The sequence below is a fragment of the Pseudomonas sp. ATCC 43928 genome, assembly GCF_005938665.2.
Classification (GTDB): domain Bacteria; phylum Pseudomonadota; class Gammaproteobacteria; order Pseudomonadales; family Pseudomonadaceae; genus Aquipseudomonas.
The window spans coordinates 459,316-485,884 of record NZ_CP041753.1 but is presented as its reverse complement, the minus strand read 5'-3'; the positions used below and the strand labels follow the sequence as shown (position 1 = coordinate 485,884).

24 protein-coding genes are annotated in these 26,569 nt (G+C 60.1%); 15 read left to right on the top strand and 9 right to left on the bottom strand.

Translation table 11 applies throughout. The features are described from left to right. Nucleotide 1: 1 nt before the first annotated feature. The 4 genes from mgrA to FFH90_RS02160 form a co-directional block, all read right to left on the bottom strand. Nucleotides 2-1,039 (bottom strand): L-glyceraldehyde 3-phosphate reductase, encoded by a 1,038-nt coding sequence (mgrA, locus tag FFH90_RS02175; protein WP_018929326.1) that lies wholly within the window; start codon nt 1,037-1,039, stop codon nt 2-4. Between the two features lie 166 nt (nt 1,040-1,205). Beyond that, nucleotides 1,206-1,670: a type II toxin-antitoxin system HicB family antitoxin gene (locus tag FFH90_RS02170; RefSeq protein WP_008005174.1), complete on the bottom strand. Its 465-nt coding sequence runs from the start codon at nt 1,668-1,670 to the stop codon at nt 1,206-1,208. Next, on the bottom strand, nt 1,667-1,849 hold the full coding sequence (locus FFH90_RS02165; protein WP_018929327.1) for a type II toxin-antitoxin system HicA family toxin: 183 nt from the start codon (nt 1,847-1,849) through the stop codon (nt 1,667-1,669). Before FFH90_RS02165 ends, FFH90_RS02170 begins: the two co-directional genes overlap by 4 nt. A gap of 128 nt (nt 1,850-1,977) precedes the next feature. Beyond that, nucleotides 1,978-2,868 (bottom strand): LysR family transcriptional regulator, encoded by an 891-nt coding sequence (locus tag FFH90_RS02160; RefSeq protein ID WP_138866625.1) that lies wholly within the window; start codon nt 2,866-2,868, stop codon nt 1,978-1,980. A 125-nt stretch (nt 2,869-2,993) separates the two neighbouring features. Between FFH90_RS02160 and FFH90_RS02155 the strand changes: the two genes are divergently transcribed. Both FFH90_RS02155 and FFH90_RS02150 read left to right on the top strand, forming a co-directional pair. After that, the gene (locus FFH90_RS02155) at nt 2,994-3,734 is read left to right on the top strand and encodes an SDR family oxidoreductase (protein WP_019651514.1); all 741 of its coding nucleotides are present in this window, start codon (nt 2,994-2,996) and stop codon (nt 3,732-3,734) included. A 56-nt stretch (nt 3,735-3,790) separates the two neighbouring features. Next, entirely contained in the window at nt 3,791-4,051 is a 261-nt protein-coding gene (locus tag FFH90_RS02150) for a hypothetical protein (protein WP_018929330.1), read from the top strand. Nucleotides 4,052-4,065: 14 nt separating this feature from the next. On the opposite strand, the gene betT is transcribed toward FFH90_RS02150, so the two are convergent. Both betT and epsC read right to left on the bottom strand, forming a co-directional pair. After that, nucleotides 4,066-6,021, bottom strand: coding sequence for a choline transporter BetT (gene betT / locus FFH90_RS02145; protein ID WP_018929331.1), 1,956 nt, complete (start codon nt 6,019-6,021; stop codon nt 4,066-4,068). Between the two features lie 427 nt (nt 6,022-6,448). Beyond that, nucleotides 6,449-7,375 carry a serine O-acetyltransferase EpsC gene (epsC, locus tag FFH90_RS02140; RefSeq protein ID WP_018929332.1) on the bottom strand — a complete coding sequence of 309 codons (927 nt, stop codon included), beginning with the start codon at nt 7,373-7,375 and terminating at the stop codon, nt 6,449-6,451. A gap of 190 nt (nt 7,376-7,565) precedes the next feature. On the opposite strand from epsC, the gene FFH90_RS02135 reads away from it, so the two are divergent. From FFH90_RS02135 to FFH90_RS02075, 12 genes are all read left to right on the top strand, one after another. Then, complete coding sequence (locus FFH90_RS02135; RefSeq protein ID WP_064615817.1) at nt 7,566-8,558, top strand: D-cysteine desulfhydrase; 993 nt, start codon at nt 7,566-7,568, stop codon at nt 8,556-8,558. A 339-nt stretch (nt 8,559-8,897) separates the two neighbouring features. Beyond that, complete coding sequence (gene tcyJ / locus FFH90_RS02125; protein ID WP_019581730.1) at nt 8,898-9,692, top strand: cystine ABC transporter substrate-binding protein; 795 nt, start codon at nt 8,898-8,900, stop codon at nt 9,690-9,692. Then, on the top strand, nt 9,692-10,357 hold the full coding sequence (gene tcyL / locus FFH90_RS02120; protein WP_007939566.1) for a cystine ABC transporter permease: 666 nt from the start codon (nt 9,692-9,694) through the stop codon (nt 10,355-10,357). Before tcyJ ends, tcyL begins: the two co-directional genes overlap by 1 nt. A 4-nt stretch (nt 10,358-10,361) precedes the next feature. Beyond that, nucleotides 10,362-11,111 (top strand): L-cystine ABC transporter ATP-binding protein TcyN, encoded by a 750-nt coding sequence (gene tcyN / locus FFH90_RS02115; protein ID WP_007939567.1) that lies wholly within the window; start codon nt 10,362-10,364, stop codon nt 11,109-11,111. A 506-nt stretch (nt 11,112-11,617) separates the two neighbouring features. Beyond that, nucleotides 11,618-12,382 (top strand): hypothetical protein, encoded by a 765-nt coding sequence (locus FFH90_RS02110; RefSeq protein WP_111453976.1) that lies wholly within the window; start codon nt 11,618-11,620, stop codon nt 12,380-12,382. 252 nt (nt 12,383-12,634) lie between these two features. Then, nucleotides 12,635-13,876 (top strand): SfnB family sulfur acquisition oxidoreductase, encoded by a 1,242-nt coding sequence (locus tag FFH90_RS02105; RefSeq protein ID WP_111453977.1) that lies wholly within the window; start codon nt 12,635-12,637, stop codon nt 13,874-13,876. A gap of 23 nt (nt 13,877-13,899) precedes the next feature. Further along, nucleotides 13,900-15,093: an SfnB family sulfur acquisition oxidoreductase gene (locus FFH90_RS02100; RefSeq protein ID WP_138866624.1), complete on the top strand. Its 1,194-nt coding sequence runs from the start codon at nt 13,900-13,902 to the stop codon at nt 15,091-15,093. Next, nucleotides 15,093-16,445 (top strand): LLM class flavin-dependent oxidoreductase, encoded by a 1,353-nt coding sequence (locus tag FFH90_RS02095; protein ID WP_111453979.1) that lies wholly within the window; start codon nt 15,093-15,095, stop codon nt 16,443-16,445. Before FFH90_RS02100 ends, FFH90_RS02095 begins: the two co-directional genes overlap by 1 nt. A gap of 147 nt (nt 16,446-16,592) precedes the next feature. Then, complete coding sequence (locus FFH90_RS02090) at nt 16,593-17,402, top strand: MetQ/NlpA family ABC transporter substrate-binding protein (protein WP_138866623.1); 810 nt, start codon at nt 16,593-16,595, stop codon at nt 17,400-17,402. A 2-nt stretch (nt 17,403-17,404) separates the two neighbouring features. Beyond that, entirely contained in the window at nt 17,405-18,526 is a 1,122-nt protein-coding gene (locus tag FFH90_RS02085) for a methionine ABC transporter ATP-binding protein (protein WP_111453980.1), read from the top strand. Then, a complete protein-coding gene (locus FFH90_RS02080) occupies nt 18,516-19,160 on the top strand; it encodes a methionine ABC transporter permease (protein ID WP_019581723.1) in 645 nt (214 codons plus the stop codon). The genes FFH90_RS02085 and FFH90_RS02080 overlap by 11 nt, the downstream gene beginning before the upstream one ends. Nucleotides 19,161-19,224: 64 nt before the next feature. Continuing rightward, on the top strand, nt 19,225-19,854 hold the full coding sequence (locus tag FFH90_RS02075; RefSeq protein ID WP_138866622.1) for a bifunctional 2-polyprenyl-6-hydroxyphenol methylase/3-demethylubiquinol 3-O-methyltransferase UbiG: 630 nt from the start codon (nt 19,225-19,227) through the stop codon (nt 19,852-19,854). Nucleotides 19,855-19,857: 3 nt separating this feature from the next. On the opposite strand, the gene FFH90_RS02070 is transcribed toward FFH90_RS02075, so the two are convergent. Genes FFH90_RS02070 through FFH90_RS02060 form a run of 3 tightly spaced genes read right to left on the bottom strand, consistent with a single transcriptional unit; the run spans nt 19,858 to nt 25,075 of the window. Further along, on the bottom strand, nt 19,858-22,911 hold the full coding sequence (locus FFH90_RS02070; RefSeq protein WP_138866621.1) for an efflux RND transporter permease subunit: 3,054 nt from the start codon (nt 22,909-22,911) through the stop codon (nt 19,858-19,860). After that, nucleotides 22,908-23,975, bottom strand: coding sequence for an efflux RND transporter periplasmic adaptor subunit (locus FFH90_RS02065; RefSeq protein WP_064615807.1), 1,068 nt, complete (start codon nt 23,973-23,975; stop codon nt 22,908-22,910). The genes FFH90_RS02070 and FFH90_RS02065 overlap by 4 nt, the downstream gene beginning before the upstream one ends. After that, a complete protein-coding gene (locus FFH90_RS02060) occupies nt 23,972-25,075 on the bottom strand; it encodes an efflux RND transporter periplasmic adaptor subunit (RefSeq protein ID WP_026286661.1) in 1,104 nt (367 codons plus the stop codon). The genes FFH90_RS02065 and FFH90_RS02060 overlap by 4 nt, the downstream gene beginning before the upstream one ends. 302 nt (nt 25,076-25,377) lie before the next feature. Between FFH90_RS02060 and FFH90_RS02055 the strand changes: the two genes are divergently transcribed. Continuing rightward, nucleotides 25,378-26,538 carry an AAA family ATPase gene (locus FFH90_RS02055; RefSeq protein ID WP_018929347.1) on the top strand — a complete coding sequence of 387 codons (1,161 nt, stop codon included), beginning with the start codon at nt 25,378-25,380 and terminating at the stop codon, nt 26,536-26,538. The last annotated feature ends 31 nt before the right edge of the window (nt 26,539-26,569 follow it).

Genomic DNA, 26,569 nt, shown 5'->3' with positions numbered 1-26,569 from the left:
GTTACTCAGCCATCGAAGGCTTCTCCCACAGATTGATCCCGCCCTCCTGGGCAAATCGATCAATCTCCGCCAGTTCTTCCACGCTAAAACTCAGGTTCTTCAGCGCCCCGACGTTCTCGATGATCTGCTCCGGCCGGCTCGCGCCGATCAGCGCCGAGGTCACCCGTGGATCGCGCAGGGTCCAGGCCAACGCCAGTTGCGCCAGGCTCTGACCACGACGCTTGGCGATCTCATTGAGCGCCCGCACTTGGGCGATGTTGGCTTCGGACAGGTGAGAGGACTGCAATGAATCACCGCCCGGGCGATTGACCCGCGCATCCTTCGGAATGCCATTGAGGTATTTGTCGGTCAACAGGCCCTGCGCCAACGGCGTGAAGGCGATCACGCCGGTACCGAGTTCGTCGGTGACATCCAGCAGGTCCTTTTCCACCCAGCGATTGAGCAGGTTGTAGGCCGGCTGGTGGATCAGCAGCGGGACTTTCCACTCCTTGAGCAACGCGGCCATTTCCCGGGTTTTCACCCCGGAGTAAGACGAGATGCCAATGTACAAGGCCTTGCCCTGTTGCACGGCGGTGGCCAGTGCGCTGGCAGTTTCTTCCAGCGGGGTGTCCGGGTCAAAACGGTGGGAATAGAAGATGTCCACGTAATCGAGGCCCAGGCGTTGCAGGCTCTGGTCGAGACTGGCCAGCACATACTTGCGCGATCCGCCGCCCTGGCCGTAAGGGCCGGGCCACATGTCCCAACCGGCCTTGCTGGAGATGATCAGCTCATCGCGGTACTGCTTGAAGTCTTCGCGCAGCAAACGACCGAAGTTGATCTCGGCGCTGCCGTACGGCGGGCCATAGTTGTTGGCCAGGTCGAAGTGGTTGATGCCCAGATCGAACGCCGTGCGCAGCAGCGAGCGCTGGGTGTCGATCGGCGTGCTGTCGCCGAAGTTGTGCCACAGGCCCAGCGACAGTGCCGGCAGCACCAGTCCGCTGCGACCTACGCGGCGGTAAGGGATGGAATCGTAGCGGTTTTCGGCAGCGGTGTAGGTCATCGAATCCTCTCTTGTGGGTCTTGAATGGGGTATCGACTGCTTTGCAAGCTGCCCAGCATACGCCCAGACAAACGCCAGGAAACCCCGGATTCGACTAATTGCTGAAACGTTTCATAGATTATGAAAAACTGAGTTCCCCCATAGAGTCGATATCCACGCCCAACACTTACGCCGACAACTCACGTAGCGCGGCAGCCGCCAAAAAGCCAGACCTTGAGCTATATCGCTGATCTCGTCTGACCGTCTGATCGATACGCTCAAGCAACTGCTCAGGAAGCGTGGCATTGAAGCGCACCGACTTGCCGAAATAGGGTGTGATATCGAATTCGACCACACCCCACACACCGCCAGCGTAATCAGGGTTATCAAGATGAGCGTCAATTTCACGCACCTGCGGAAGTGGATCACCATCGGCGACCAGACCTTCGTAGTGCAAAGCCAACGCTTCTTTCACGTTTTCAAATGCCTGCGCCACTGTAGCGCCTGCGGAGAAGCATCCCGGCACGTCCGGGATAATCACTCCGTATTCTGAGTCGGCATCCTTGTGCAGAACGACCGGGAATTTCATTTCGATGAGTCCTTCCTGTGATGTGGCCCCTTCGAGGCTTTCGTTTCCGATGTCGGGCCTCATTTCAGACCCGCCTGTTTCAATATGCTGTTGATCGTGCCTTTTGGAAGATCCGAATCAGGGTGTTTTATCGTCACCCTGCCTGACTTACACGGGTGCTTGTACTGATGATGGCTACCTTTCACGGCCACCAGATACCAACCATCCTCCTCGATCATCCTGATCATTTCCCGACTTCGCATCACCTTCGTCCTTGTGGGCAGCATCTGCTGAGCACATTACGCGATGATCACACCTTCAATACACACGATACACACTCTGATAAATATTAGCCGAACACAAGCAGGCCAGATTGCTCGCAGACCATCGGTTACCGGGCACCCGCAAACACCTCCCCCAACCAATCCACAAACACTCGAACCCGTGGCGACATGTGTCGGTTATGCGGATACAACACCGAAACCGGCATCGACGGCGGCGGTGTGTCGGTGAGGATTTCCTGCACCAACCCTTGGGCAATTTGCGTTTCCATTCGGTAATGCGGGCACTGAATCAGCCCCAATCCGGCAATTGCCGAGGCCGCATAAATCTCCGCGCCGAACACCGACAACGCGCCATCGATGGCCACTTCTTTCAGCTCGCCATCCACCATGAACTCGAATGGAAACAGCTTGGCCGTGGTGCGCGAAACGTAGTTCACCGCGCGGTGGTTTTTCAGGTCTTCGAGGTTTTTCGGTTCGCCGTACTTACGCAAGTATGCCGGGCTGGCGCAGGTGATCTGGCGCAAGTTGGCGACACGTTTACCGATTAGCGCCGAGTCGCCCAAGGTGCCGGCGCGCAACACGCAATCAACGCCTTCGGCGATCAGGTCGACGAAGCGATCAGCTTCGCTGATGGACAGTTCGATGTCCGGGTAGCGCGCCATGAATTGCGGCAACGCCGGGATTACAAAGTGCTTGGCCAACGTGCCATGCAGATCCACCCGTAATCGGCCTTTCGGCGCAACGCCGCGAAATGCCAGTTCGGCTTCTTCCAGTTCTGCCAACAACTGCACGCAACGCAAGTAGTACGCCTCGCCATCCAGCGTAGGACGGACCTTGCGCGTGCTGCGCTCCAGTAAACGGGTACCGAGCCAGGCTTCGAACTGATTCAGCGTATGGGTCAGGGTGGCACGCGGCAGGTTCAGGTCATCGGCCGCCAGCGTGAAGCTGCTGCGCTCGTAGATCCGCACGAAAACCTTCATCGCCTTGACTTGATCCATACGGCGCTCCTGACGATCGATTGTTGGCGATTATTGAACAGTAAAGGCAACTCTCGTGCATCTATCACCCTGAGTAAACATGTGAATCTGGCACCACACCCCAGCCACTCCAAGGAATCAACGCCATGACTACTCAAACTTCGAAAGTTGCCATCGTGACCGGCGCCTCCCGCGGCATTGGTGCCGTGATCGCCCAGCAACTGGCCGCCCAGGGTTTCGCCGTCGCCATCAACTACGCTAACAGCGCCACCGTGGCGTCGGCACTGGTGGTAAAACTGCGTCAGGCCGGTCACCGGGCCATAGCGATCAAGGCTGATGTGGCCAACGCCGACGATGTACGCCGGCTGTTCGACGAAGCCGAAACCCAACTGGGCAAGGTCGACGTGCTGGTCAATAACGCCGGCATCCTCAAAGTGCTGCCGCTGGCGCAACACAGCGACGAACTGTTCGACCAGAACTTCAACATCCACGCTCGCGGCACTTTCAACACTCTGCGTGAAGCGGCAACGCGCCTGAACAGTGGTGGCCGGATCATCAACTTCTCCAGCAGCACCGTCGGCATGAACCTGCCGGGCTATGCGGTGTACATCGCCAGCAAGGCGGCAGTGGAATCCCTGACCCAGGTGTTCGCCAAGGAAATGCGCGGTCGCAACATCACCGTCAACGCCGTGGCCCCGGGCCCGGTCGCCACCGACCTGTTCCTGCACGGCAAGAGCGAAGAACAGATTCAGACCTTCGCCAAGATGCCACCGCTGGAACGCCTGGCTCAGCCAGAAGACATCTCCCGCGTCGTGTCCTTCCTGGTCGGCCCGGATTCGGCCTGGGTCAACGGGCAAATCCTGCGCGTTAACGGCGGGTTGGTTTAACTATGCTCGATGTATTGGGCCGTAAGGCAGCACACATCTGAAGGACGGAACGCATCATGCACACTACGATCATCATCTTCTTCGGCCTGATCCTGCTGGCACTGATGCTGTTCATCGGCGAGAAAATCGGTTTCTCTCGTCAGACCCTGGCCTACAGCTTTGTCGTGCTGTGGCTGGCGTTGACCTTGATCAACGGCGCAGTCGGAATGGTCAACGCTGGCCAACCGTTGAGCGCGGAACTGGTGGTGGGCAGCGCGGTGTTCGGCGTACCGGTGGCGGCACTGGTGCTGTTCATGGTGTTGAGCAGCGAGACCTGAGCGCCACCGGTCGATCAACGCACCAAATGCAAAAACTGCATGTGCCGTTCGTACTGGTCGAGGATGTCGTTGATCACCTGATCCTTGGTGTAACCCACCAGATCGTAGTCTTGACTGCCCTCGCGCAAATGCACTTCGGCACGGTGGTAGCGACGGTTGTTGAGTTGCTTGGAACCCATGCCGCCACGGGCGAAGGACGGTGTGAAGTAGCCGCGCATTTGCACCTGATAGATGAACGGATGCAGTTCGCCGTGACCGATTTCCAGGCTAACGTTGTCGTTGGCCGGGTCGGGCTGAGTGACCACGTGCAACCCCTTCTCGACAAACACGGCGGTCACTTCCTCGATCGCCGGGCGCACCGTCGTATCAAGGAAGCGATAGACCTCATCCCGAGACGGGAAATGCACCGCCTGACTCAAGCGCTGACGCCATCCACCGCGTCGCGAACCGGCCACCGGCGCGAGGGAATGCAATTGCGCGATCTGCTTCTGCGACTCCAGATAAAACGCCTTGTGCAGGCCCCACATCATCAGCAGCAAAATCATCGAGAACGGTAACGAGGTCAGCACCACCGCCGACTTCAAGGCATCGATGCTGCCGGAGAACAGCAGTGCGCTGGTCACCAGTGCCGTCATCGCGCCCCAGAACACTCGCAGCCATTTCGGCCCGTCCTCATCGGGATTGCCACCCTTGGCGGACAAGGTCGACAACACCACGGTGCCGGAGTCGGCGGAGGTGACGAAGAACACAAAGCTGATGAACACCGTGACCGCGATCACGGTTTTGCTCCACGGGTAGGTCTCCAGCAACAGGTAAAGCGTCATCGACGGGTTGTCGATGGCCGACATGCCGAGCGCGCTCATGCCGTGATTGAGAACTTGATCGATGGCGCTGTTGCCGAAGATCGACATCCACGCCAGGGTGAAACCGAGCGGGATCAACAGCACGCCGAAGACGAATTCGCGGATGGTCCGGCCACGGGAAATCCGCGCAATGAACAAGCCCACGAACGGCGACCATGCAATCCACCAGGCCCAGTAGAACACCGTCCAACCGCCCAGCCAGTCGCTGGGTTTGTCATAGGCGTAGAGGTCGAAACTCTTCATCGGCAAGGCGCCGAGGTAATCGCCGAGGTTCTGGATAAGGGTATTGAGCAAGTGCTGGGTGGGGCCGGCGAACAACACGAACAGCAGCAGCGCACAGGCCAGCAGCATGTTGATGTCGGACATCACCCGCACGCCTTTGTCGACGCCGGACACGGCGACGATGATCGCCGCGCCCATCATCAGCGTGATCAGGCCGACCTGAATCCACTGGGTGTGGGCGATGCCGAACAGGTAGTCCAGGCCGGAGTTGAGGTGCAATACGCCAAAGCCCATGTCGGCGCCGAGGCCGAACACCGTGGCGATGATGCCGAAGCCGTCCACCGCGTAACCGATGGGCCCGTTGATGCGCTTGCCGATCAGCGGGTACAGCGCCGAACGCAGGGCCAGCGGCAGGTTATGCCGATAGGCGAAATAGGCCAGCGCCATGCCGACGAAGGCGAACACGCCCCAGCCGTGCAGGCCCCAGTGCAGAAACAGAATCTGCATCGCCTGACGCGCCGCCTCCGCCGTACCGGCCTCGCCTTGCGGTGGTTGCACCAAATGCGTAAGTGGTTCGGACACACAAAAGAAAAACAGCGTGATGCTGATCCCCGCGGCGAACAGCATGCCGGCCCAGGACAAGTAACTGAATTCGGGCTCGTCGTGGTCGGCACCGAGCTTGATCTTGCCGTAGCCGGACAAGGCGGTGACCACCACGAAGACCAGATACAGCGTCATCGCGAGCATGTAGTACCAGCCGACCGTATTGGCCGCCCAGTTTTGCGCTTGCAACAGCCAGGCACCAGCCTGTTCGGGGATCGCCATGACCACGACGGCGAACAACAAAATGAAGGTCGCCGCGAAATAAAACACCGGCGGATTCATGCGGACCTGGCCGCTTGCGGGGATGGACGATGCACTCACGAAAGGTGCACCTCGAGGGGGGAAAACGTGGCTGTAAAAATCGGACTCAGCAAAGGCAAGCCTCCTGTTGTGAGCGGGTGGCGAACCACCGGTTTAACTTGAATGAACGTTCAAGTTAAACATGAATAGGGTGCTAAGGACTAATCGCAGGGCTCGGCGGTAGCTTTTCTGCGCGAGTGCAAGGAAGGGTATGACGCGAGGTTTACGGGATTTGTTCTGTGGAAAATTAGCTGGATGCCATTATCTCGGTTTGGCTTGAAACCATTCGCGGGCAAGCCTCGCTCCTACAGATTTTGTGTCGGTCGCCAAGTCCCCGATCGACACTGATTCTGTAGGAGCGAGGCTTGCCCGCGAAGACTGCATGTCAGTCAGCAAATATCAGGGAGCCTTACTTCTGCGTCCCGTCATCATGCTGCAGATTCGCCTGGGTCAGGTTGCACCCCGCTGGCACGCTGCGGGTCAGCCAGACGTTGCCACCAATCGTCGAGCCCTTGCCGATGGTGATCCGTCCCAGAATCGTCGCGCCGGCATAGATCACCACGTCGTCCTCGACGATCGGGTGCCGCGGATGGCCCTTCTGCAACTGGCCGTCTTCGTCCGCCGGGAAGCGCTTGGCGCCCAACGTCACGGCCTGATAAATCCGCACCCGCTCACCAATGATCGCGGTTTCGCCGATCACCACACCCGTACCGTGGTCGATGAAGAAACTGCGACCGATCTGCGCGCCAGGATGGATGTCGATACCGGTGGCCGAGTGGGCGATTTCCGCGCTGATCCGCGCCAGCAACGGCAACCCGGCGCGGTACAAATGGTGGGCCAGGCGATGGTGAATCACCGCCAGGATTCCCGGGTAGCACAGCAACACTTCATCGACACTGCGAGCCGCCGGATCGCCGTGATAGGCCGCCAGCACGTCGGTGTCCAACAGGCTGCGCAATTCCGGCAGAGCGAGGGCGAAGTCCTGAATGATCCGGATGGCCTTGGCTTCGACTTCAGAATCGACCCCGGCACTGTGGCGAGCGACGTAACGCAATTCGAGCCGCGCCTGAGCCAGCAATGCATTCAACGCCACGTCGAGCGTGTGGCCGACGTAGAAGTCCTCACTCTCCTCGCGCAAATCCACCGGCCCCAGACGCATCGGAAACAACGCACCGCACAAGGCTTCGAGAATGTCCGCCATGGCCGCTCGGGACGGCAACTCGCGACCGCCCTGCTCGGTGCTGGCGCGGCCGTTTTGTGCGCGCCACTGGTCGCGCGCCGTACGCAGTTGGCTGACGATGGTCTGCAATTGCCAATGGCTGGAACGCTCGCTCACGGTAAAAACTCCTCACGGGCGGCCGGACTGTCTGGCCGCGCTGACGGCGATTACTTTACGGCAACGACTTGCAGCCGAATTAAGAACCAATAGTGCTGGGAACAATACTTTTGGCTATAAGCGATTGGCAGTTGCCCCGCTAAATACCCGTGCCTATAGTCCTGACATCTTCCTCCGCCAGTACGGACCCATGATCAAACAACAGCTTGCCCGTTTTAACCGCCTCGACCTGCTCGGTCACCCTACCCCGTTGGAAAAACTCGAACGCCTGTCGACCTGGCTGGGCCGCGATGTGTACGTCAAACGCGATGACCTGACGCCATTGGCACTGGGCGGCAACAAGCTGCGCAAACTCGAATACCTCGCCGCCGACGCCCTGGCCCAAGGCGCCGATACGCTGATCACCGCTGGCGCGATCCAGTCCAACCACGTGCGCCAAACCGCCGCCATTGCGGCCAAGCTTGGCCTGGGCTGCGTGGCGCTGCTGGAGAACCCGCTCGGCACTGACGATAGCAACTACCTCGGCAATGGCAATCGGCTGTTGCTGGACCTGTTCGATGCCAAGGTCGAACTGGTGGAAAACCTCGACAACGCTGACGAGCAATTGCAAGCGCTGGCCGCACGTCTGCGCAGCAACGGCAAGAAACCCTATCTGGTGCCGATTGGTGGCTCCAATGCGGTGGGCGCTTTGGGTTATGTCCGTGCGGGTCTGGAACTGGCCGAGCAGATCAAGGACACCGGGCTGCAATTCGCCGCCGTAGTCCTGGCTTCCGGCAGTGCCGGCACCCATAGCGGCCTGGCGCTGGCATTGAGCGAAGTACTGCCGGATTTGCCAGTCATCGGCGTGACCGTTTCCCGTAGCGATGAAGCTCAACGACCGAAAGTCCAGGGCCTCGCCGAACGCACTGCCGAGCTGTTGGGCGTGGGCCTGCCGGCGAGTTTCAAAGTCGAACTGTGGGACGAATATTTCGGCCCGCGTTATGGCGAGCCGAATGCCGGGACGCTGTCGGCGGTGAAGCTGTTGGCGAGCCAGGAAGGGTTGTTGCTGGACCCGGTGTATACCGGCAAGGCCATGGCTGGTTTGCTCGACGGCATCGGGCGCCAGCGCTTCGATGCGGGCCCGATCATCTTCCTGCACACCGGTGGAGCGCCGGCGTTGTTTGCCTACAAAGACTTTTTATAGCCGATAGTCCTGTGGCGAGGGGGCTTGCCCCCGTTGGGTCGCGCAGCGGCCCCTTGTGTCCGGCAGTCATATCGAGTCAGCAGACATTACGACTGCTTCGCAGCCGAACGGGGGCAAGCCCCCTCGCCACAGGAATGCATTCTTCCAATATTCAATTAAAGAATAACAAACTTAATATTTATTATTTTCCTATCTAAAGACGACATCATATAGTCGCGCCGCAGGCGAATTTGCAGCAAGACGCATAAGCTGCTTTAGGGCAGGATATCGCAGTCGTTCAAATCCCGAATTTGCCAACTTTCCTTAAGCGTCTTCCATAAGAAAACACAGGGGCTTGTCATGAATTTTTCCGCACTACGTAGAAATCTGCTGGTGGGCTCGTTGGGCCTGGCGCTGAGCGCCGGCCTGCTCGGGCAAGCGGTTGCCGGAGAGCAACTGCAAAAGATCAAGGACGCGGGCGTGATCAACGTCGGCCTGGAGGGCACTTATCCACCGTTCAGCTTCGTCGACGAGGCCGGCAAACTGAGCGGCTTCGAAGTCGAGTTCTCCGAAGCCTTGGCCAAAGAGCTGGGCGTGAAGGTCAAACTGCAGCCGACCAAATGGGAAGGCATCCTCGCGGCCCTGGAATCCAAGCGTCTGGACGCGGTGATCAACCAGGTGACCATCACCGAAGAGCGCAAGAAGAAGTACGACTTCTCCGAGCCGTACACCGTTTCCGGGATTCAGGCGCTGACCCTGACCAAAAACAAAGACACCATCAAGACCGCCGCCGATCTGGCCGGCAAGAAAGTCGGCGTAGGCCTGGGCACCAACTACGAGCAGTGGGTGAAAGAGAATGTGCCTAAGGCTGACGTCCGCACCTACGAAGATGACCCGAGCAAGTTCCAGGATCTGCGCGTCGGCCGCATCGACGCCATTCTGATCGACCGCCTGGCCGCGCTGGAATACGCCAGGAAGGCCAAGGACACTGCCGCCGCCGGCGAAGCGTTCTCCCGTCAGGAGGCCGGTATTGCCCTGCGCAAAGGCGAGCCTGAACTGCTGGCCGCGGTGAACAAAGCCATCGACAAGCTGCGTGCCGACGGTACGCTGAAAAAGCTTTCGGAAAAATACTTCAGCGCTGACGTCACTCAATAATGGGAGAAGCTTTCCAACTCGCGCTGGACTCCGCGCCCTTCCTGCTCAAGGGCGCGTATTACACGGTCATCCTGAGCCTGGGCGGAATGTTCTTCGGCCTGCTGATGGGCTTCGGCCTGGCGTTGATGCGCCTGTCGCGCTTCAAACTGGTGAGCTGGATTTCCCGCATCTACGTGTCGTTCTTTCGCGGCACGCCGTTGCTGGTGCAACTGTTCGTGATCTATTACGGCTTGCCGCAATTGGGCATCGAACTTGATCCGCTGCCGGCAGCCCTGATCGGCTTCTCGCTGAACATGGCGGCCTACGCCTGCGAAATCCTGCGTGCCGCGATCAGCTCCATCGAGCGCGGCCAATGGGAAGCTGCGGCCAGTATCGGCATGACCCGCGCGCAAACCCTGCGCCGGGCCATTCTGCCGCAAGCGATGCGCACGGCCCTGCCACCGTTGGGCAACAGCTTCATCTCGCTGGTCAAGGACACCGCGCTGGCGGCCACCATTCAGGTGCCGGAGCTGTTCCGCCAGGCGCAGCTGATCACCGCCCGTACCTTCGAAATTTTCACCATGTATCTTGCCGCCGCGCTGATCTACTGGGTTCTGGCCACGGTGCTTTCGCACCTGCAGAACAAGTTGGAAGAGCGGGTCAATCGGCACGACCAGGAGTCCTGACCCCATGATTGTCGTGGAAAAGCTGACAAAGCAGTTCAAGGGTCAGGTGGTGCTCAACGGCATCGATCTGCAGGTGAAGGAAGGCGAGGTGGTGGCAATCATCGGCCCCAGCGGCTCTGGCAAGACCACGTTCCTGCGTTGCCTGAATTTTCTGGAAGAACCCACCAGCGGCCGGATCAAGGTCGGTGACATCGAGATCGATGGCAGCCGCCCCCTGAACCAGCAGCAGAGCCTGGTACGACGCCTTCGCCAGCACGTGGGTTTTGTGTTCCAGAACTTCAATCTGTTTCCCCATCGCACAGCCTTGGAAAACGTTATCGAAGGCCCGATCGTGGTGAAAAAGATTCCACGAGCCGACGCCGTTGCCTTGGGTAAAAAGCTGTTGGCCAAGGTCGGCCTGGCGGGCAAGGAAGACGCTTACCCGCGACGCCTCTCCGGCGGTCAGCAACAGCGTGTGGCGATTGCCCGGGCGCTGGCGATGGAACCGGAAGTAATCCTGTTCGATGAACCGACCTCGGCGCTGGACCCGGAATTGGTGGGCGAAGTATTGGCGACCATCCGCGGCCTGGCCGAGGAGAAACGCACCATGGTGATCGTCACCCACGAGATGGGTTTTGCTCGGGACGTGGCCAACCGTGTGGTGTTTTTCGACAAGGGTGTGATTGTCGAACAGGGCGAAGCCAAGGCACTCTTTGCCAACCCGAAAGAAGAACGGACGAAGCAGTTTCTCAGTAAATTCCTTAACAACGCTTAGTTGCATCCTTTCAAAAAAACGTCAACTTCCATGGATGGAAGTGACACCCCCCTTCTTCTAAAAACCTCATGCCCCTCCTCCCCCTGACCTCTTTGATTCACCCAAATCATAAACAACTTCCAGCCCTCCCGTGCGGTACATATATATGTCCTGCAACAGATTCACTTCCCTTAAAATCCATGAAATCCCTCACCACCCTCACTCAACGGGCTGCTGCTCCCAAGGCGTAAAACCCACGAAATATTGGACTAAATTCGACACCACGATGCGGTTTACTAACTACACTGCGTAGGAAATTTCTGAATAACCCAAGAACCAACCTTTAGCCAATCAGTTCTATTGACACCTATTCGAACGCACTCTTATCTAGTCTCCAACAGGCGACTACCACCACACTCGATCATTCTTAAAACACACAAACAGTGAATCGTTTTGTTGCCTGGTAATACACGCCTTTCGATCTTTCAGAAACGGACTTCGCGGTAAGGCTTCAAGGAGAGAACCCCATGACAAGCACTTCGAACAAACCCGAGCTTGCAGCCCCGACCCTGGCGCAAACTCACAAGACTGGTATCAACATCACCTCGGCCGCTCACCTGATAATCGACGTGCCTCCCTATCCCCGTATGTACGAAGGCGACCTGATCGAGCTGTTCTGGAACAACTGCTACGTGGCCTCCAGCGTATTGGGAGCGGATCATGGCAACAAAGCGGTGAGCTTGCGGGTGCCGGAAAGCTTCATTGCCAACGGTTCTGCTCGCGTCCATTACAAGGTCATGCAGATCGGGCAAGGGCCAGCGGTATCACCGGCGGCGCGTGTCCAGATCAAACTCGATTGCCCCGGCGGTCAACCCTCGCCCCTTTGCGATGAGGAAAACCAGAGCCTGGCGCCGGTGTTCATCCCCGAGACCATTCGCCGTCAGGGGGTCAATCCGAACCAGGTCAAACGCGGTGTCCCATTGACCATCGAACCGTACCTGAACATGGCCACCGACGACGAAATCACCCTGCGCTGGGGCGATGTGCGCATGGACCTGCCCAAACTCAAGGCCGACGATGTGGGTCAGCCGATTCACGTCTGGGTGCCGCCGGCAATCATTCTCGAAGCCGGCGAAGACCTTCGACTGGAAGTGACCTACTGCATCCTCGACCGGGTGGGTAACAACTCGCGCTGGGCACCGGCCCGCACGCTGAAGATCGGCTGTGCCAATCCTTACCTGAAAGTGCCGCCCAAAGAAACGCTCAAAGCAGCAGAACCCCGCAAACAGTGAGGCCCTGTAGCAGCTGGCTTCGCCAGCTGCTACAGGGATGTGTGACACCTCTTCTATCTATATTCCTAAAAGTTAGTTCATTAATTATTTATACGCGTTTAGGGTATATACACCGGACCACCGGACATTCGTGTTTTTCGTTCGCCGCAACACCTGCGGCGTTTTCATGAGATGTGAGGTAGGTATGGTCCGGAACACAATCACCCCAGTGCAAATCGCCAGGGCATTGCGTGCAGCCAAGGAGCGGCACTGATGTCCAGTCTGGCAGATGCAATCATCCAGAGTGATCTGGACATCGCCCCATTGTTGTTGCCCGCGCAGGTCTTGCGCAACGACGCACAAGCCATCAAGGCTGCCCAAGAGCTGGCGCAAGTCGCCCGCCTGCACGCCGCCAAACGTGACCAGCAGCGCAAGTTGCCCTGGTCGGAAATCGAACAGTTCACCCGCAGCGGCCTGGGCAGCATTGCCATCCCGCGTGAGTACGGCGGCCCACAGGTTTCATTCGTCACCGTTGCCGAAGTCTTCGCGATCATTTCCGCAGCCGACCCGGCCCTGGGGCAGATCCCGCAGAACCAGTTCGGGATTCTCAACCTGATACTGGGCAGTGCCACCGAGTCGCAGAAAAAACAGCTGTTCAAAAGCGTGCTCGAAGGCTGGCGGATCGGTAACGCGGGGCCGGAGCGCGGTACCAAAAATACCCTGGAGCTCAAGGCGCGAATCACCGCAGACGGCGATGGCTTCGTCATCAACGGGCAGAAGTTCTACTCCACCGGCGCCTTGTTCGCCCATTGGGTGGCCGTCAAGGCGCTGAACGACGACGGCAAGCAAGTGTTGGCCTTCGTTCGTCGTGGCACGCCGGGTTTGCGCATCGTTGACGACTGGTCGGGATTCGGCCAGCGCACCACCGCCAGCGGCACCATTTTGCTCAACAACGTGCGGGTCGACGCCGAGTTGGTGGTGGATAACTGGAGGATCAACGACAGCCCGAACACTCAGGGCGCCGTATCGCAGCTGATTCAAGCAGCCATCGACGCCGGCATCGCCCGGGGCGCTATCGATGACGCCATCGAATTCGTGAAAACCCGTGCCCGGCCCTGGATCGACGCCAAGGTCGAACGGGCCAGCGACGACCTCTACGTGATCGCCGATATCGGCAAGCTGAAAATTGAACTGCACGCCGCCGAAGCGCTGCTGCGCAAGGCCGGGCAAGTGCTCGATCAGGTCAACGCCGCGCCGCTCACCACCGAGTCTGCGGCACGCGCCTCGATTGCCGTTGCCGAGGCCAAAGTGCTGACCACCGAGATCTCGCTGCTGGCCAGCGAAAAACTCTTCGAGCTGGCCGGCAGCCGCGCCACCCTCGCCGAGTTCAACCTCGACCGCCACTGGCGCAATGCCCGGGTGCACACGCTGCACGACCCGGTGCGCTGGAAGTATCACGCGGTTGGCGCTTATCACTTGAACGGCACGTTGCCGGCTCGCCACTCCTGGATTTAACGACCAGATCGCTGGAGAAACACATGTCTCTTTCTCGAAACGTCGCGGTCATTACCAGCGATGAGCAAGCCCTGATCGTCGCCGGTGACCTGGCCGACGACTTCAAACGCGACAGCGCCCTGCGCGACCGCGAACGTCGTTTGCCGCACCCGGAACTGGAAGTGTTTTCCCGTTCGGGTCTTTGGGGCATCAGCGTGCCAAAGGAATACGGCGGCGCCGGGGTTTCCAACGTCACCCTGGCCAAAGTGATCGCGTTGATCGCCCAGGCTGACGGCTCCCTGGGGCAGATCCCGCAGAACCATTTCTACGCCCTCGAAGTGCTCCGTGTGAACGGCAGCCATGAGCAGAAAAAACGCCTGTACGCCGAAGTGCTGGCCGGCCAGCGTTTCGGCAATGCACTGGCGGAACTGGGCACCAAAACCGCCCATGACCGCGTCACCCGCCTGACCCGCGACGGTGATGGCTATCGCATCAACGGCCGCAAGTTCTACGCCACCGGCGCCATTTACGCCCAGCGCATACCCACCTCAGTAGTGGATGAAAACGGCGTGCAACAGCTGGCCTTCGTCCCGCACAACAGCAAAGGCCTGACGGTCATCGACGACTGGAGCGGCTTCGGCCAGCGCACCACCGGCAGCGGTTCGGTGGTGTTCGAGGATGTCTACGTTGCCGCCGAGGACGTGATTCCATTTCAAAGCGCGTTCGAGCGCCCGACCACTGTCGGCCCATTGGCGCAGATTCTCCACGCCGCGATCGACACCGGCATTGCCCGCGCAGCCTATGAAGATGCATTGCATTTCGTGCGCACCAAAACCCGACCGTGGATCGACGCCACGCATGAAACAGCCACCGAAGACCCGCTGACCATCAAGAGTTTCGGCCACTTGAGTATTCGTCTGCACGCCACCGAAGCCTTGCTGGAACGCTCCGGCGAATTCCTCGACCGGGCCCAGGCCGACACCAATGCCGAGACCGTCGCCGCCGCGTCGATTGCGGTTGCCGAAGCCCGGGCCATCAGCACTGAGATCTCCCTCGCCGCCGGCAGCACGTTGTTCGAACTGGCTGGTAGCCAGGCGACCCTGATTGAGCACGGCCTCGATCGCCACTGGCGCAACGCCCGGGTGCACACCCTGCACGACCCGGTGCGCTGGAAGTATCACGCGGTGGGCAATTACTACCTCAACGATGAAAACCCGCCGTTGCGGGGGACCATTTGATGAGCAAAAAGAAGATCCTGCTCAACGCGTTCAACATGAACTGCATCGGGCACATCAACCATGGCCTGTGGACCCACCCACGGGACACGTCCACCCAGTACAAGACGATCGAATACTGGACCGAACTGGCGCAACTGCTGGAGCGCGGACTGTTCGACGGTCTGTTCATCGCCGACATCGTCGGCGTGTACGACGTCTACCAGAACTCGATCGACGTGCCGCTCAAAGAGTCGATCCAATTGCCGGTCAACGATCCGCTGCTCCTGGTCTCGGCCATGGCAGCGGTCACCAAGAACCTCGGCTTCGGCCTGACCGCTAACCTGACCTACGAGCCGCCGTATCTGTTCGCCCGACGCCTGTCGACGCTTGATCATCTGAGTCGCGGCCGGGTCGGCTGGAACATCGTCACCGGCTATCTGGACAGCGCCGCCAAGGCCATGGGCCTCAGCGAGCAGGTGGAACACGACCGACGTTACGACCAGGCCGACGAATACCTGCAAGTGCTCTACAAACTCTGGGAAGGCAGCTGGGAAAACAGCGCGGTGCTCAACGACCGCGAGCAACGGATCTACGCCCAGCCAGACAAAGTGCACAAGGTCGAGCACAAGGGCGAGTTCTATCAGGTCGAGGGTTATCACCTCTGCGAGCCGTCGCCGCAACGCACGCCGGTGCTGTTCCAGGCCGGCAGCTCCGATCGCGGTTTGCTGTTCGCCGGTCGGCATGCCGAGTGCGTGTTCATCAGCGGCCAGAACAAACCGGCGACCCGGGCTCAAGTGGACAAGGTTCGCGCCAGCGCCGTCGAGGCCGGGCGCAATCCTTGGGACATCAAGGTGTTCATGGGCTTGAACGTGATCGTCGGCGCCACCGAAGCACTGGCCTGGGCCAAGCATGCCGAGTACCTGAGCTACGCCAGCGCCGAGGCCGGCGTGGCGCACTTTTCGGCGTCCACCGGGATCGATTTTTCCGAGTACGAACTCGACGAACCGATCCAGTACGTGAAGAGCAACGCCATCCAGTCCGCCACCAAGAACCTGCAAAACAACGACTGGACCCGCCGCAAACTGCTGGAACAACACGCCCTCGGCGGCCGCTACATCACCGTGGTCGGCTCGCCTGAGCAAGTGGCCGATGAGCTGGAATCATGGATCGCCGAAACCGGCCTCGACGGCTTCAACCTGACAAGGATCGTCACCCCGGAAAGCTATGTGGACTTCATTGAGCTGGTGATTCCCGAGTTGCAACGCAGGGGCTCGTACAAGACCGCTTACGACGGCGGCAGTCTGCGGGAAAAGCTGTTTCAGCGTGACGCACATTTGCCTGAGCAACATACGGGCTCCCACTACCGACACTAACCCCCGACCCTGATCGTTCCCACGCTCTGCGTGGGGATGCAGCCAGTGACGCTCTGCGTCATCGCCGCAGGGACGCGGAGCGTCCCGGGAGGCATTCCCACGCGGAGAGTGGGAACGATCGGCCTTAACTTGACTGGAAAACTCATCATGAAAAAGACCTACCTCTCCCACCCAGTCAAAGCACTGGCCCTGGCCCTCGGCCTCTTCAGCTCTATCACCTTCGCCGCCGACGCGCCGTTGAAGGTCGGCACCACCGCCGCCTTCGCCATTCCGCTGGAAGCCGCCGTAGAGGAAGCCAGCAAACAAGGCCTGAAAGTCGAACTCGTGGAGTTCAGCGACTGGATCGCTCCCAACGTCAGCCTCGCCTCGGGCGACATCGACGTGAACTATTTCCAGCACATCCCGTTCCTGGAAAACGCCAAGGCCGCGGCCGGCTTTGATCTGGTGCCGTTCGCCCCGGGCATCATCAACAACGTCGGCCTCTATTCGAAGAAATACAAAAGCTTCGCCGAGTTGCCAGAAGGCGCCAGCGTGGCCATCGCCAACGACCCGATCAACAGCGGTCGTGGTCTGCAACTGTTGGCCAAGGCCGGCCTGATCACCCTCAAACCGGGCGTCGGCTACAAGGCCACCGAAGAGGACATCATCGCCAACCCGAAGAAAATCAAAATCCTTCAGGTCGAAGCCGTGCAACTGGTACGCGCCTACGACGACGCCGATCTGGTCCAGGGTTATCCGGCCTACATTCGCCTGTCGAAAACCTTCGATGCCAGCTCGGCCCTGCTGTTCGATGGTCTCGATCACAAGGAATACGTGATCCAGTTCGTGATCCAGCCGAAAAGCAAAACCGACCCGCGCCTGATCAAGTTCGTCGACATCTATCAGCACTCGCCAGCCGTTCGCGCGGCACTGGATAAAGCCCACGGCAAGCTCTATCAAGCCGGCTGGGAAAGCTGAGCATGACGGCCGCCATCCAACGGCGACTGGAGACTCCAGAGCCACACAGTGCTGAACGCACCGAGCTCCACCCCGAGCTGAACCGCGCCCACGTGCGCTTCATCGGCCTGGGTAAAACCTACAATGGCCAGCAAGGTCCGGTGGCGGCTCTGCACGGTATCGACCTGGCAATCCAACGCGGCGAAGTGTTCGGCATCATCGGGCGCAGCGGTGCCGGCAAGTCGTCTCTGATCCGTACCATCAACCGCCTCGAACAACCGAGTAGCGGGCGAGTGCTGATCGATCAGGTGGACATCGGCGAGTTCGATGAAGACCGCCTGGTGGCGCTGCGCCGACGCATCGGCATGATCTTCCAGCACTTCAATCTGATGTCGGCCAAGACGGTTTGGCAGAACGTCGAGTTGCCGCTGAAAGTCGCGGGTGTACCCAAGGAAAAACGCGAGCAGAAGGTCCGTGAATTGCTCGAACTGGTCGGCCTGCAAGGTAAACACAAAGCTTATCCGGCGCAGCTTTCCGGCGGGCAGAAACAACGTGTCGGCATCGCCCGCGCGTTGGTGCATGACCCGGAGATTCTGCTGTGCGACGAGGCCACTTCGGCCCTCGATCCGGAGACCACCCAATCGATCCTCGGCCTGTTGCGCGAGATCAATCAGCGCCTGGGCCTGACCATCGTGCTGATCACCCACGAGATGGCGGTGATCCGCGACATCTGTGATCGGGTCGTGGTGTTGGAACACGGGCGAATCGTCGAGCAAGGGCCGGTCTGGGAGGTCTTCGGCAACCCGCAGCATGAAGTGAGCAAGACCTTGCTCGCGCCGCTGCAACACGGCCTGCCGGATGAACTGCAAAGCCGCTTGCGGGCACAGCCGCAGTCTTCGGGCGCTGCCGTGGTCCTGCGCTTGCAATTCACCGGCAATACCCGCGACGAGCCAGACCTGGCGGCGCTTTTCAGCGCCCTCGGTGGCCGCGTGCGTTTGCTGCAAGGGGGCGTGGAACGGATTCAGGGCCATGCGCTGGGGCAATTACTGCTGGCGGTGACCGGTTCGTCCCTTGGCGCAGAGGAATTACGTCAACGCGCCGGGCATTGGGCGCAACAGGTGGAGGTGCTGGGTTATGTGGTTTGATCGATTGCTGCAAGGTTTCATCGACACCTTCCTGATGGTCGGCGTGTCATCGCTGATAGCGCTGCTGGCGGGCATTCCGCTGGCGGTGATCCTGGTCACCAGCACCAAAGGCGGGATCTACGAAGCACCGGCGCTGAACCGCGCACTGGGCGCGTTCGTGAACCTGTTCCGCTCGATTCCGTTTCTGATTTTGATGGTGGCGCTGATTCCGTTCACCCGGTTGATCGTCGGCACCACCTATGGCGTTTGGGCAGCGGTGGTGCCGCTGACTATTGCCGCTACGCCGTTCTTCGCACGCATCGCCGAAGTCAGCCTGCGGGAAGTCGACCACGGGTTGATCGAAGCGGCGCAGGCAATGGGTTGCCGACGCTGGCATATCGTCTGGCATGTGCTGCTGCCCGAGGCGCTGCCGGGGATTGTCGGCGGCTTCACCATTACGCTGGTGACCATGATCAACTCGTCGGCCATGGCCGGGGCGATTGGCGCTGGTGGGTTGGGCGACATTGCTTATCGATATGGGTATCAGCGCTTTGACAGCCAGATCATGTTGACGGTGATTGTGTTGCTGGTGGTGTTGGTGGCGGTGATTCAGTTGGGTGGGGATCGGTTGGCGCGGGGGTTGAACAAGCGCTGAATCAAGATCAAAAGTGCGAAAGCGCTTATAGTCAGTGCTTCTTTCTTTTTCTGTGCAGCCGACCATGAAACAGACTCCCGCCGACCTGGAGCAGATCACCTCTACCACCCTGGGCCATTACAACGCGGTGGCCGAGGACTTCCGTGAAGGCACTCGCGATCACGATGTCAGCCAGAACATCGATGCCCTGCTACGGCACATCCAGGGTAAGGCGCCCTTCAGCATTCTCGACTTTGGCTGTGGCCCCGGCCGCGACCTGAAAACCTTCACCCGCCTGGGCCACATCGCCATCGGGCTCGACGGTTCGGAAAAGCTTGCGCAGATGGCTCGGGACGACAGCGGGTGTGAGGTCTGGCAGCAGGACTTCCTGAAGCTCGATCTGCCAGCCGAGCGGTTTGACGGGATTTTTGCCAATGCGGTGCTGTTTCATGTCCCGAGTCAGGAGTTGCCCAGGGTGTTGAAGCAACTGCGCGCGGCATTGAAGCCGGGCGGTGTGTTGTTCAGTTCCAATCCCCGTGGCGAGAATCAGGAAGGCTGGAACGGACCGCGTTATGGGGCGTATTACGACCTGGCGGCGTGGCAACAAATGCTGACCGAGGCGGGGTTTGTGGAGCTTGAGCATTACTACCGGCCGGCAGGGCTGCCGCGGGAGCAGCAGCCTTGGTTGGCCAGCGTTTGGCGTCGAGCCGACTGATCGTTACGGCGCTTGTTTCTTCGGCTCGCGTACCTTGTACCAGGCCACATACAGCGCCGGCAAAAACAGCAGCGTCAGCAAGGTGGCGATGATGATCCCGCCAATCATCGCGTAGGCCATCGGCCCCCAGAACACTTCCCGGGCAATCGGGATCATCCCCATACTCGCCGCCGCTGCCGTCAACAAAATCGGCCGACGCCGATGTTCCGTGGCCTGCACCACCGCGTCCCACGGCGTATAACCGCTCTTCTCGAAAGAATCGATTTGGGTCACCAGAATCACCGAGTTGCGGATGATGATGCCGATCAGCGCCAGAATCCCGAGGATCGCCACGAAGCCCATGGGCGTGCCCGTCGGGATCAGCGCCAGCACCACGCCGATCAAGCCGAGCGGCGCGACGCTGGCCACCAGGAACAGCTTCTGCACGCTGTGCAACTGGATCATCAGGAAGGTCGCCATCAAAAACAGCATCAACGGCACGACCTTGGCAATCGGTCCCTGGGCCTTGCCGCTTTCCTCCACCGTGCCGCCAGTGGCGACTTTGTAGCCCACCGGCAAACCGGCGGCGAACTTGTCGATGTCCGGTTGCAACTGCTTCACCAGGTCGGTCGGCTGAATCTCGTCGCGCACCGCAGCCTTGATGGTGATGGTCGGTTTGCGGTCACGACGCCATACCAGCGGTTGCTCCAGTTCGTAGCGCACCGTGGCGAACGCCAGCAGCGGTATCGAAGTACCGCCGGGGGTGACGATCTGCAAGTTCTGCAAGGTTTCCGGGCTGCCGCGCTCGGCATCTTCAGCGCGGCCGACCACGTCGATCAGGTAGATGTCGTCATCGACCTGCGTCACCGGCGAGCCGACGACGATGCTGTTCATCAGGTTCGCCACGTCTTCCGACGACAGCCCCAGTTGCCGCGCCTTGTCTTGCGCGATGTCGATGCGCAGCACTTTGCCCGGTTCGTTCCAGTCGTAAATGATCTCGCCGATGTGCGGGTTTTTATCCAGTTCAGTGGCCAGGGCGATCGCGTGTTTGCGCACTTGATCGATGTCTTTACCGCTGACCCTGTATTGAATCGGACGCCCCACCGGCGGGCCCATTTCCAGGGCCTGGACGTAACTGCCGATGCCGACGAACTCTTCACGCAAGCGCTTTTGCAAACGAGCAGTCAGCGCCGTGCGTGACTCCAGGCCTTTGCTGACGATCACCAGTTGCGCGTAGTACGGGTTCTGCAATTGCTGGTCGAGGGGCAGGTAGAAACGGATCGCGCCCTCGCCGATGTAGGTGCTCCAGCGCACGATGTCCGGGTCGCCCTTGAGCGTCGCTTCGAGCTTGTCCACGGCTTTGCGGGTTTCGGCGATCGAGGCGTTTTGCGGCAGGTTCAGGTCGACGAGGATTTCCGGGCGGTCCGAGGACGGGAAGAACTGGTTCTGCACGAACTGCATGGAAAACACCGAGAGCACGAACAGCGCCACGGTGATACCGATGGCCCACCAGCGGTTACGCATGGCCCACAGCAGGCCGCCATTGAACGCCCGACCGATGCGCCCTGGCTCTGCGTCGTGAGGTTTCACATTGCTGCTCAGAATATGCACACCGAGTACCGGGGCGAACAGCACGGCGACGATCCATGACACCAGCATGGCCACCGCGATCACCGCGAACAGCGTGAAGGTGTACTCACCGGCGGAGCTCGCGTTCAAGCCGATCGGCACGAAACCGGCGACGGTAACCAGCGTGCCGGTGAGCATCGGGAACGCCGTCGAGGTGTAGGCGAAGGTCGCCGCCTGTTCTTTGGTTTCGCCCATTTCCAGGCGTGTGACCATCATCTCCACCGTGATCATCGCGTCGTCCACCAGCAGGCCGAGAGCGATGATCAGCGCTCCGAGGGAAATCCGCTGCATGGTGATGCCACTGTATTCCATGAAGAGGAAGACCATCGCCAGCACCAACGGAATCGAACACGCCACCACCAGCCCGGCGCGCACGCCAAGGCTGACGAAGCTGACGATCAGCACGATCACCACGGCCTCGAACAATGCACTGGTGAAACCGCCGACAGCTTCTTCCACCACTTCGGCCTGATCGGAAACGTTGTGCACGCCAACGCCCACCGGCAGGTCGGCCGTCAGCTCGTTCATGCGCAGATGCAGCGCCTTGCCAAATGCCTGGATGTTGCCGCCCTTCTTCATGGCGATTGCCAGGCCGATGGCCGGCTGGCCGTTGAAACGAAACTCCGGGGTGGCAGGATCGACATAGCCACGGCTGATGTCGGCGATGTCGGCCAGGCGGTAGAAGCGGTCGTTGAGCTTCAGGTTGACGTTGGCCAGGTCTTTCTCAGAGGCAAACTGCCCCGAGGTCCGCACCGAAATCCGCTCCGGGCCGGCCTCGATCACTCCCGCCGGGGTCACGGCATTCTGTGATTGCAGGCTCTGCACCACCTGGCGCTGATCGATGCCGAGGGCGGCGAGTTTGCGGGTGGAGAAGTTCAGGTACAGCACTTCATCCTGCTCGCCGATCATTTCGACCTTGCCCAACCCTGGCACTTCACGGATTTCGGCACGCACCTGTTCCACGTAATCGCGTAGCTGGCGCATTGACAGGCCGTCAGAGGTAAAGGCATACACCGAACCGAACACGTCACCGAACTCATCGTTGAAGCCCGGCCCTTGCAGGCCTTGCGGGAAGTCGCCGCGGATGTCGTTGATCTTCTTGCGCACCTGATACCAGATTTGCGGAATGTCCTTGGCGCTGGTGGTGTCGAGCAGATTAACGAAGACCGTCGATTCACCGGGGCGGGTGTAGCTTTTCACGTAATCGAGCGAGTCGAGTTCTTCGAGTTTTTTCTCGATCCGGTCAGTGACCTGCTTGAGGGTTTCTTCCTGGGTCGCGCCGGGCCAGCGGGTCTGGATCACCATGGTTTTGATGGTGAACGACGGGTCTTCTTCGCGGCCCAGGTTCAGGTAGGAGAACACGCCCATCAACAGCGCGACGAACATCAAATACCATACAAACGACTGATGCTTGAGGGCCCACTCGGATAAGTTGAAACTCCCTTTCATTGCGGGCTGCCCTCGTCAATTCTCACTTTCTGCCCCGGTTTGAGGCTATTCACACCGGCACTGACCACCCGCTCGCCGGATTTCACACCGTTGGCCACGACCACTGTGTCGTCGGTCCGGCTGACCAGGCTGACCTCCCTTGGGGCAACGGTTTGCGTCTGTGGATCGACGACCCAGATCCGTGTTTTCCCATCGACCTCCTGCAATGCGCTCGCCGGCAGTTCGAGGCGTGGTTTGATTTCAGAGCTGAGGGTCACGCTGATCGCCGTGCCGAGGTGAAAACCCGGTGGCGTATCAGTCAGGCTCAGGCGGGCACGACGGGTACGGGTCGCGCTTTGGGCCTGGGGTTCGATTTCGCGCACGATGGCGGTGCTGGTGATGCTCGGGTCCAGTTGCGAGGCGACCTGGAACACCACGTCGGCCGGCAAATCATCGACCAGGGTGTCGGGCAAGTCGATCACCGCTTCCTTGATGTCCGGCTGCGCCAGGGTCACCACTTGCTGGCCGGCGGTCACCACTTGCCCGGCTTCGGCATTCCACGCGGTGACAATGGCTTTGTGATCGGTGCGCAGCTCGACGTAGTTGAGTTGATCCTGCGCCTGGTTGACGGCGGCCCTGGCTTGATCGAGGGACGCCTGGGTGGTTTTCAGTTCGGTCTGGGCGATGTCCAGTTGCGCCTGAGCGCCGACCCCGCGATTGAACAACTCCTGCTGACGCCGGGCGTTGGCCTGGGCGTTGATGAGCTGCGCCTGAACACGCGCCAGGTCACCCTGGGCCGAGCGCAACTGGTTCTGCTGATCGGTGGGGTCGAGGGTGGCGAGCAAGGCGCCTTTCTGGACTTCGGCGCCGACATCGACATTGCGGCTGGCGATACGCCCCGGCACCCGGAAACCGACATTGCTTTCGTAACGGGCCTGAATGCTGCCGGCGAACCGGCCGAGATCCTCTTGATGGAGCGCTTTCACTTCCACAGACAACACCGGCCGCACCGGTTCTGGCGGCGCTTCTTCCTTGGAACAGGCGACCAGCAGTACAGCGGCGGACAACAGCAACAGGTGCTTCATGGTTGGGCTCCTGTGGTTGGGGTCTGATCGGTATTTTCGACGACCTCCACCCGTACGCCCGGGTGCAGCAACTGGCCGCCCGCAGTGACGACTTTTTCGCCACCGGTGAGGCCGGCGCTGACAATGACTTTGCCGGTCAGGTAACGGCCAACGGTGACCGTGTGCAACTGCGCCTTGCCCTCGGCGTCCACCAGCCACACGGCCGGGTCGCTGAGGTTTTTGGTCAGGGCCGCCCAGGGCAGTTCCACTGCGGTTTTACCCACTGGCTTGGCCGTGGCGCTCACCACCGAGCCGAGCTGCATGCCTTCAGGGAGACCATCGAGGCTGACTTTGACTTGCACCGTGCCGGTCTGCGCGGACACCGCTGGCGTGACCTCCCGAACGGTGCCCGTGGTCTTGATTTTCGGATTGTCGAGCAGGCTGACCACAATCGATCGGTCTGACGGCGGTTCGGTCAGTAGCGATTCGTAAACATTGAACACCGCGTCACGCTCGCCATCCCGGGCCAGGCTGAAAATCGGCACCGTGGCCTGCACCACCTGGCCGACTTCGGCCTGGCGCGCAGTAATCACGCCTGGCGCATCGGCAATCAACGCGGTGTAGCTCAGTTGATCGCGGGCGTTGGCCAATTGCGCTTGAGCCGCGCTCAATGCGCTCTGGCTGCTGCGCAAGGCCGCTTGGGCGGAGTCGTATTCGCTCTGGCTGGTGTAGCCCTTGGGCAGGAGTTTTTGCTGGCGAACGAAGGCGGCGGCAGTCTGTTTGACCCGTGCCTGCTCGGCAACCACCTGGGCCTGGGCCGAATCGACATTGGTTTGCAGGTCTTTGGGGTCAAGCCTGGCCAGCACTTGTTTGGCCGACACCCGGTCACCGACATCGACCATGCGCTGGATGATCTTGCCGCCCACGCGGAACGACAACTCGGTCTGGACTCGGGCCTGAACATCACCGGTGAGTGTCACCGCGGCGGCGTAATCGGTTGGCTTGACCTCTTGCACGAAGACTCGCGGACGGTCCTTCTCGACGGGCTTTTTTTCACCACAGGCGGTCAGCAAGGCGAAGAGGCTCAGGCCAACCATTAATTTCAATCCAGGACCCGCCATGCAGACTCCTTTGCGTTGTACGTACGTGCCAGTGACGATACGACTGTGAGCTTAGAACAGGGTTCAACAGGTGCACGGGTTTGCTACGTACCTTATGGCCTGGGGACTATCCTGTGGCGAGGGAGCTTGCTCCCGCTCGGCTGCGCAACAGACGCAAACCTGCTATCTCGTTTTGCCTGACACACCTCGTTTAACTTTTTTGAGCCGCTTCGTAGCCCAGCAAGAGCAAGCTCCCTCGTCACAGACGATCACAGTCGCCGACGATAAGACAAACTGGCGGACCCTGCAGCAGGAAGCTCCCCATGCTCAAAACCCTCGCGGTGGCCAACTACCGCTCGATCAATAAATTGGTGATTCCGCTCGAACGGCTGAACCTGATCACCGGCCCCAACGGCAGCGGTAAATCCAATCTCTACCGCGCCTTGCGCCTGCTGGCGGAAACTGCTCAGGGTGGAGTGGTCAATGGCTTGGCACGCGAGGGTGGGCTGGATTCGACCTTCTGGGCCGGGCCGGAAACCATCACCCAGCGCATGCGCACTGGTGAAATCCCGGTCCAGGCAACCATGCGACACGGCGTCAAGCGCCTGCGCCTGGGGTTTGCCGGCGAAGACTTCAGCTACTCGATCGCGCTGGGCCTTGCGGAACCGAGTCTTTCCGCGTTTTCTCTGGACCCGGAAATCAAAAGGGAATGCATCTGGTCCGGGCCGTTCTATCGCCCGGCCAGCCTGCTGGTGGATCGCGACGGCCCGATGATTCGCACACGGGCCGGACGCGGCTGGGAGGTGCTGGCCCAGCGCACGCCGAATTTCGACAGCCTGTTCGATCAGGTTGGTAGCTTGCGTACCTCGCCGGAAGTCTTGCAGCTGCGTGAATTCATCCGCCGTTGGCGCTTCTACGATCACTTTCGCAGCGATGCCGAAGCTCCGGCGCGACAACCACAACTGGGCACTCGCACACCGGTGTTGCACCACGACGGTCGCGACCTTGCGGCGGCATTACAGACCATCCGCGAAATCGGCGATCCCGAAGCCTTGCAGGCGGCGATCAGCGATGCGTTCCCTGGCGCGACGCTGAACATCGCATTGCTGCAAGGTGGCCGATTTGCAATCGAGTTTTATCAGGAAGGGTTGTTGCGGCCACTGTCCGCCGCCGAATTGTCGGACGGGACGTTGCGCTATCTGTTGCTGGTCGCGGCATTGCTGACACCCCGGCCGCCGACGCTGATGGTGCTGAATGAGCCGGAAACCAGTCTGCATCCGGACTTGTTGCCGGCGTTGGCGCGGTTGATTATTCGAGCGTCCGAACAGTGCCAGGTGTGGGTGGTGTCCCATGCGCGGCGCTTGATCTCGGCATTGCAGCAAGACCCGGAATGCAATTGCATTGTGCTGGAGAAAGATTTCGGCCAGACCGGGATGGTCGGGCAGCGGATGCTGGATGAGCCGGTGTGGTATTGGCCTGACTGAGACACACTGATCGTTCCCTCGCTCTGTGGCG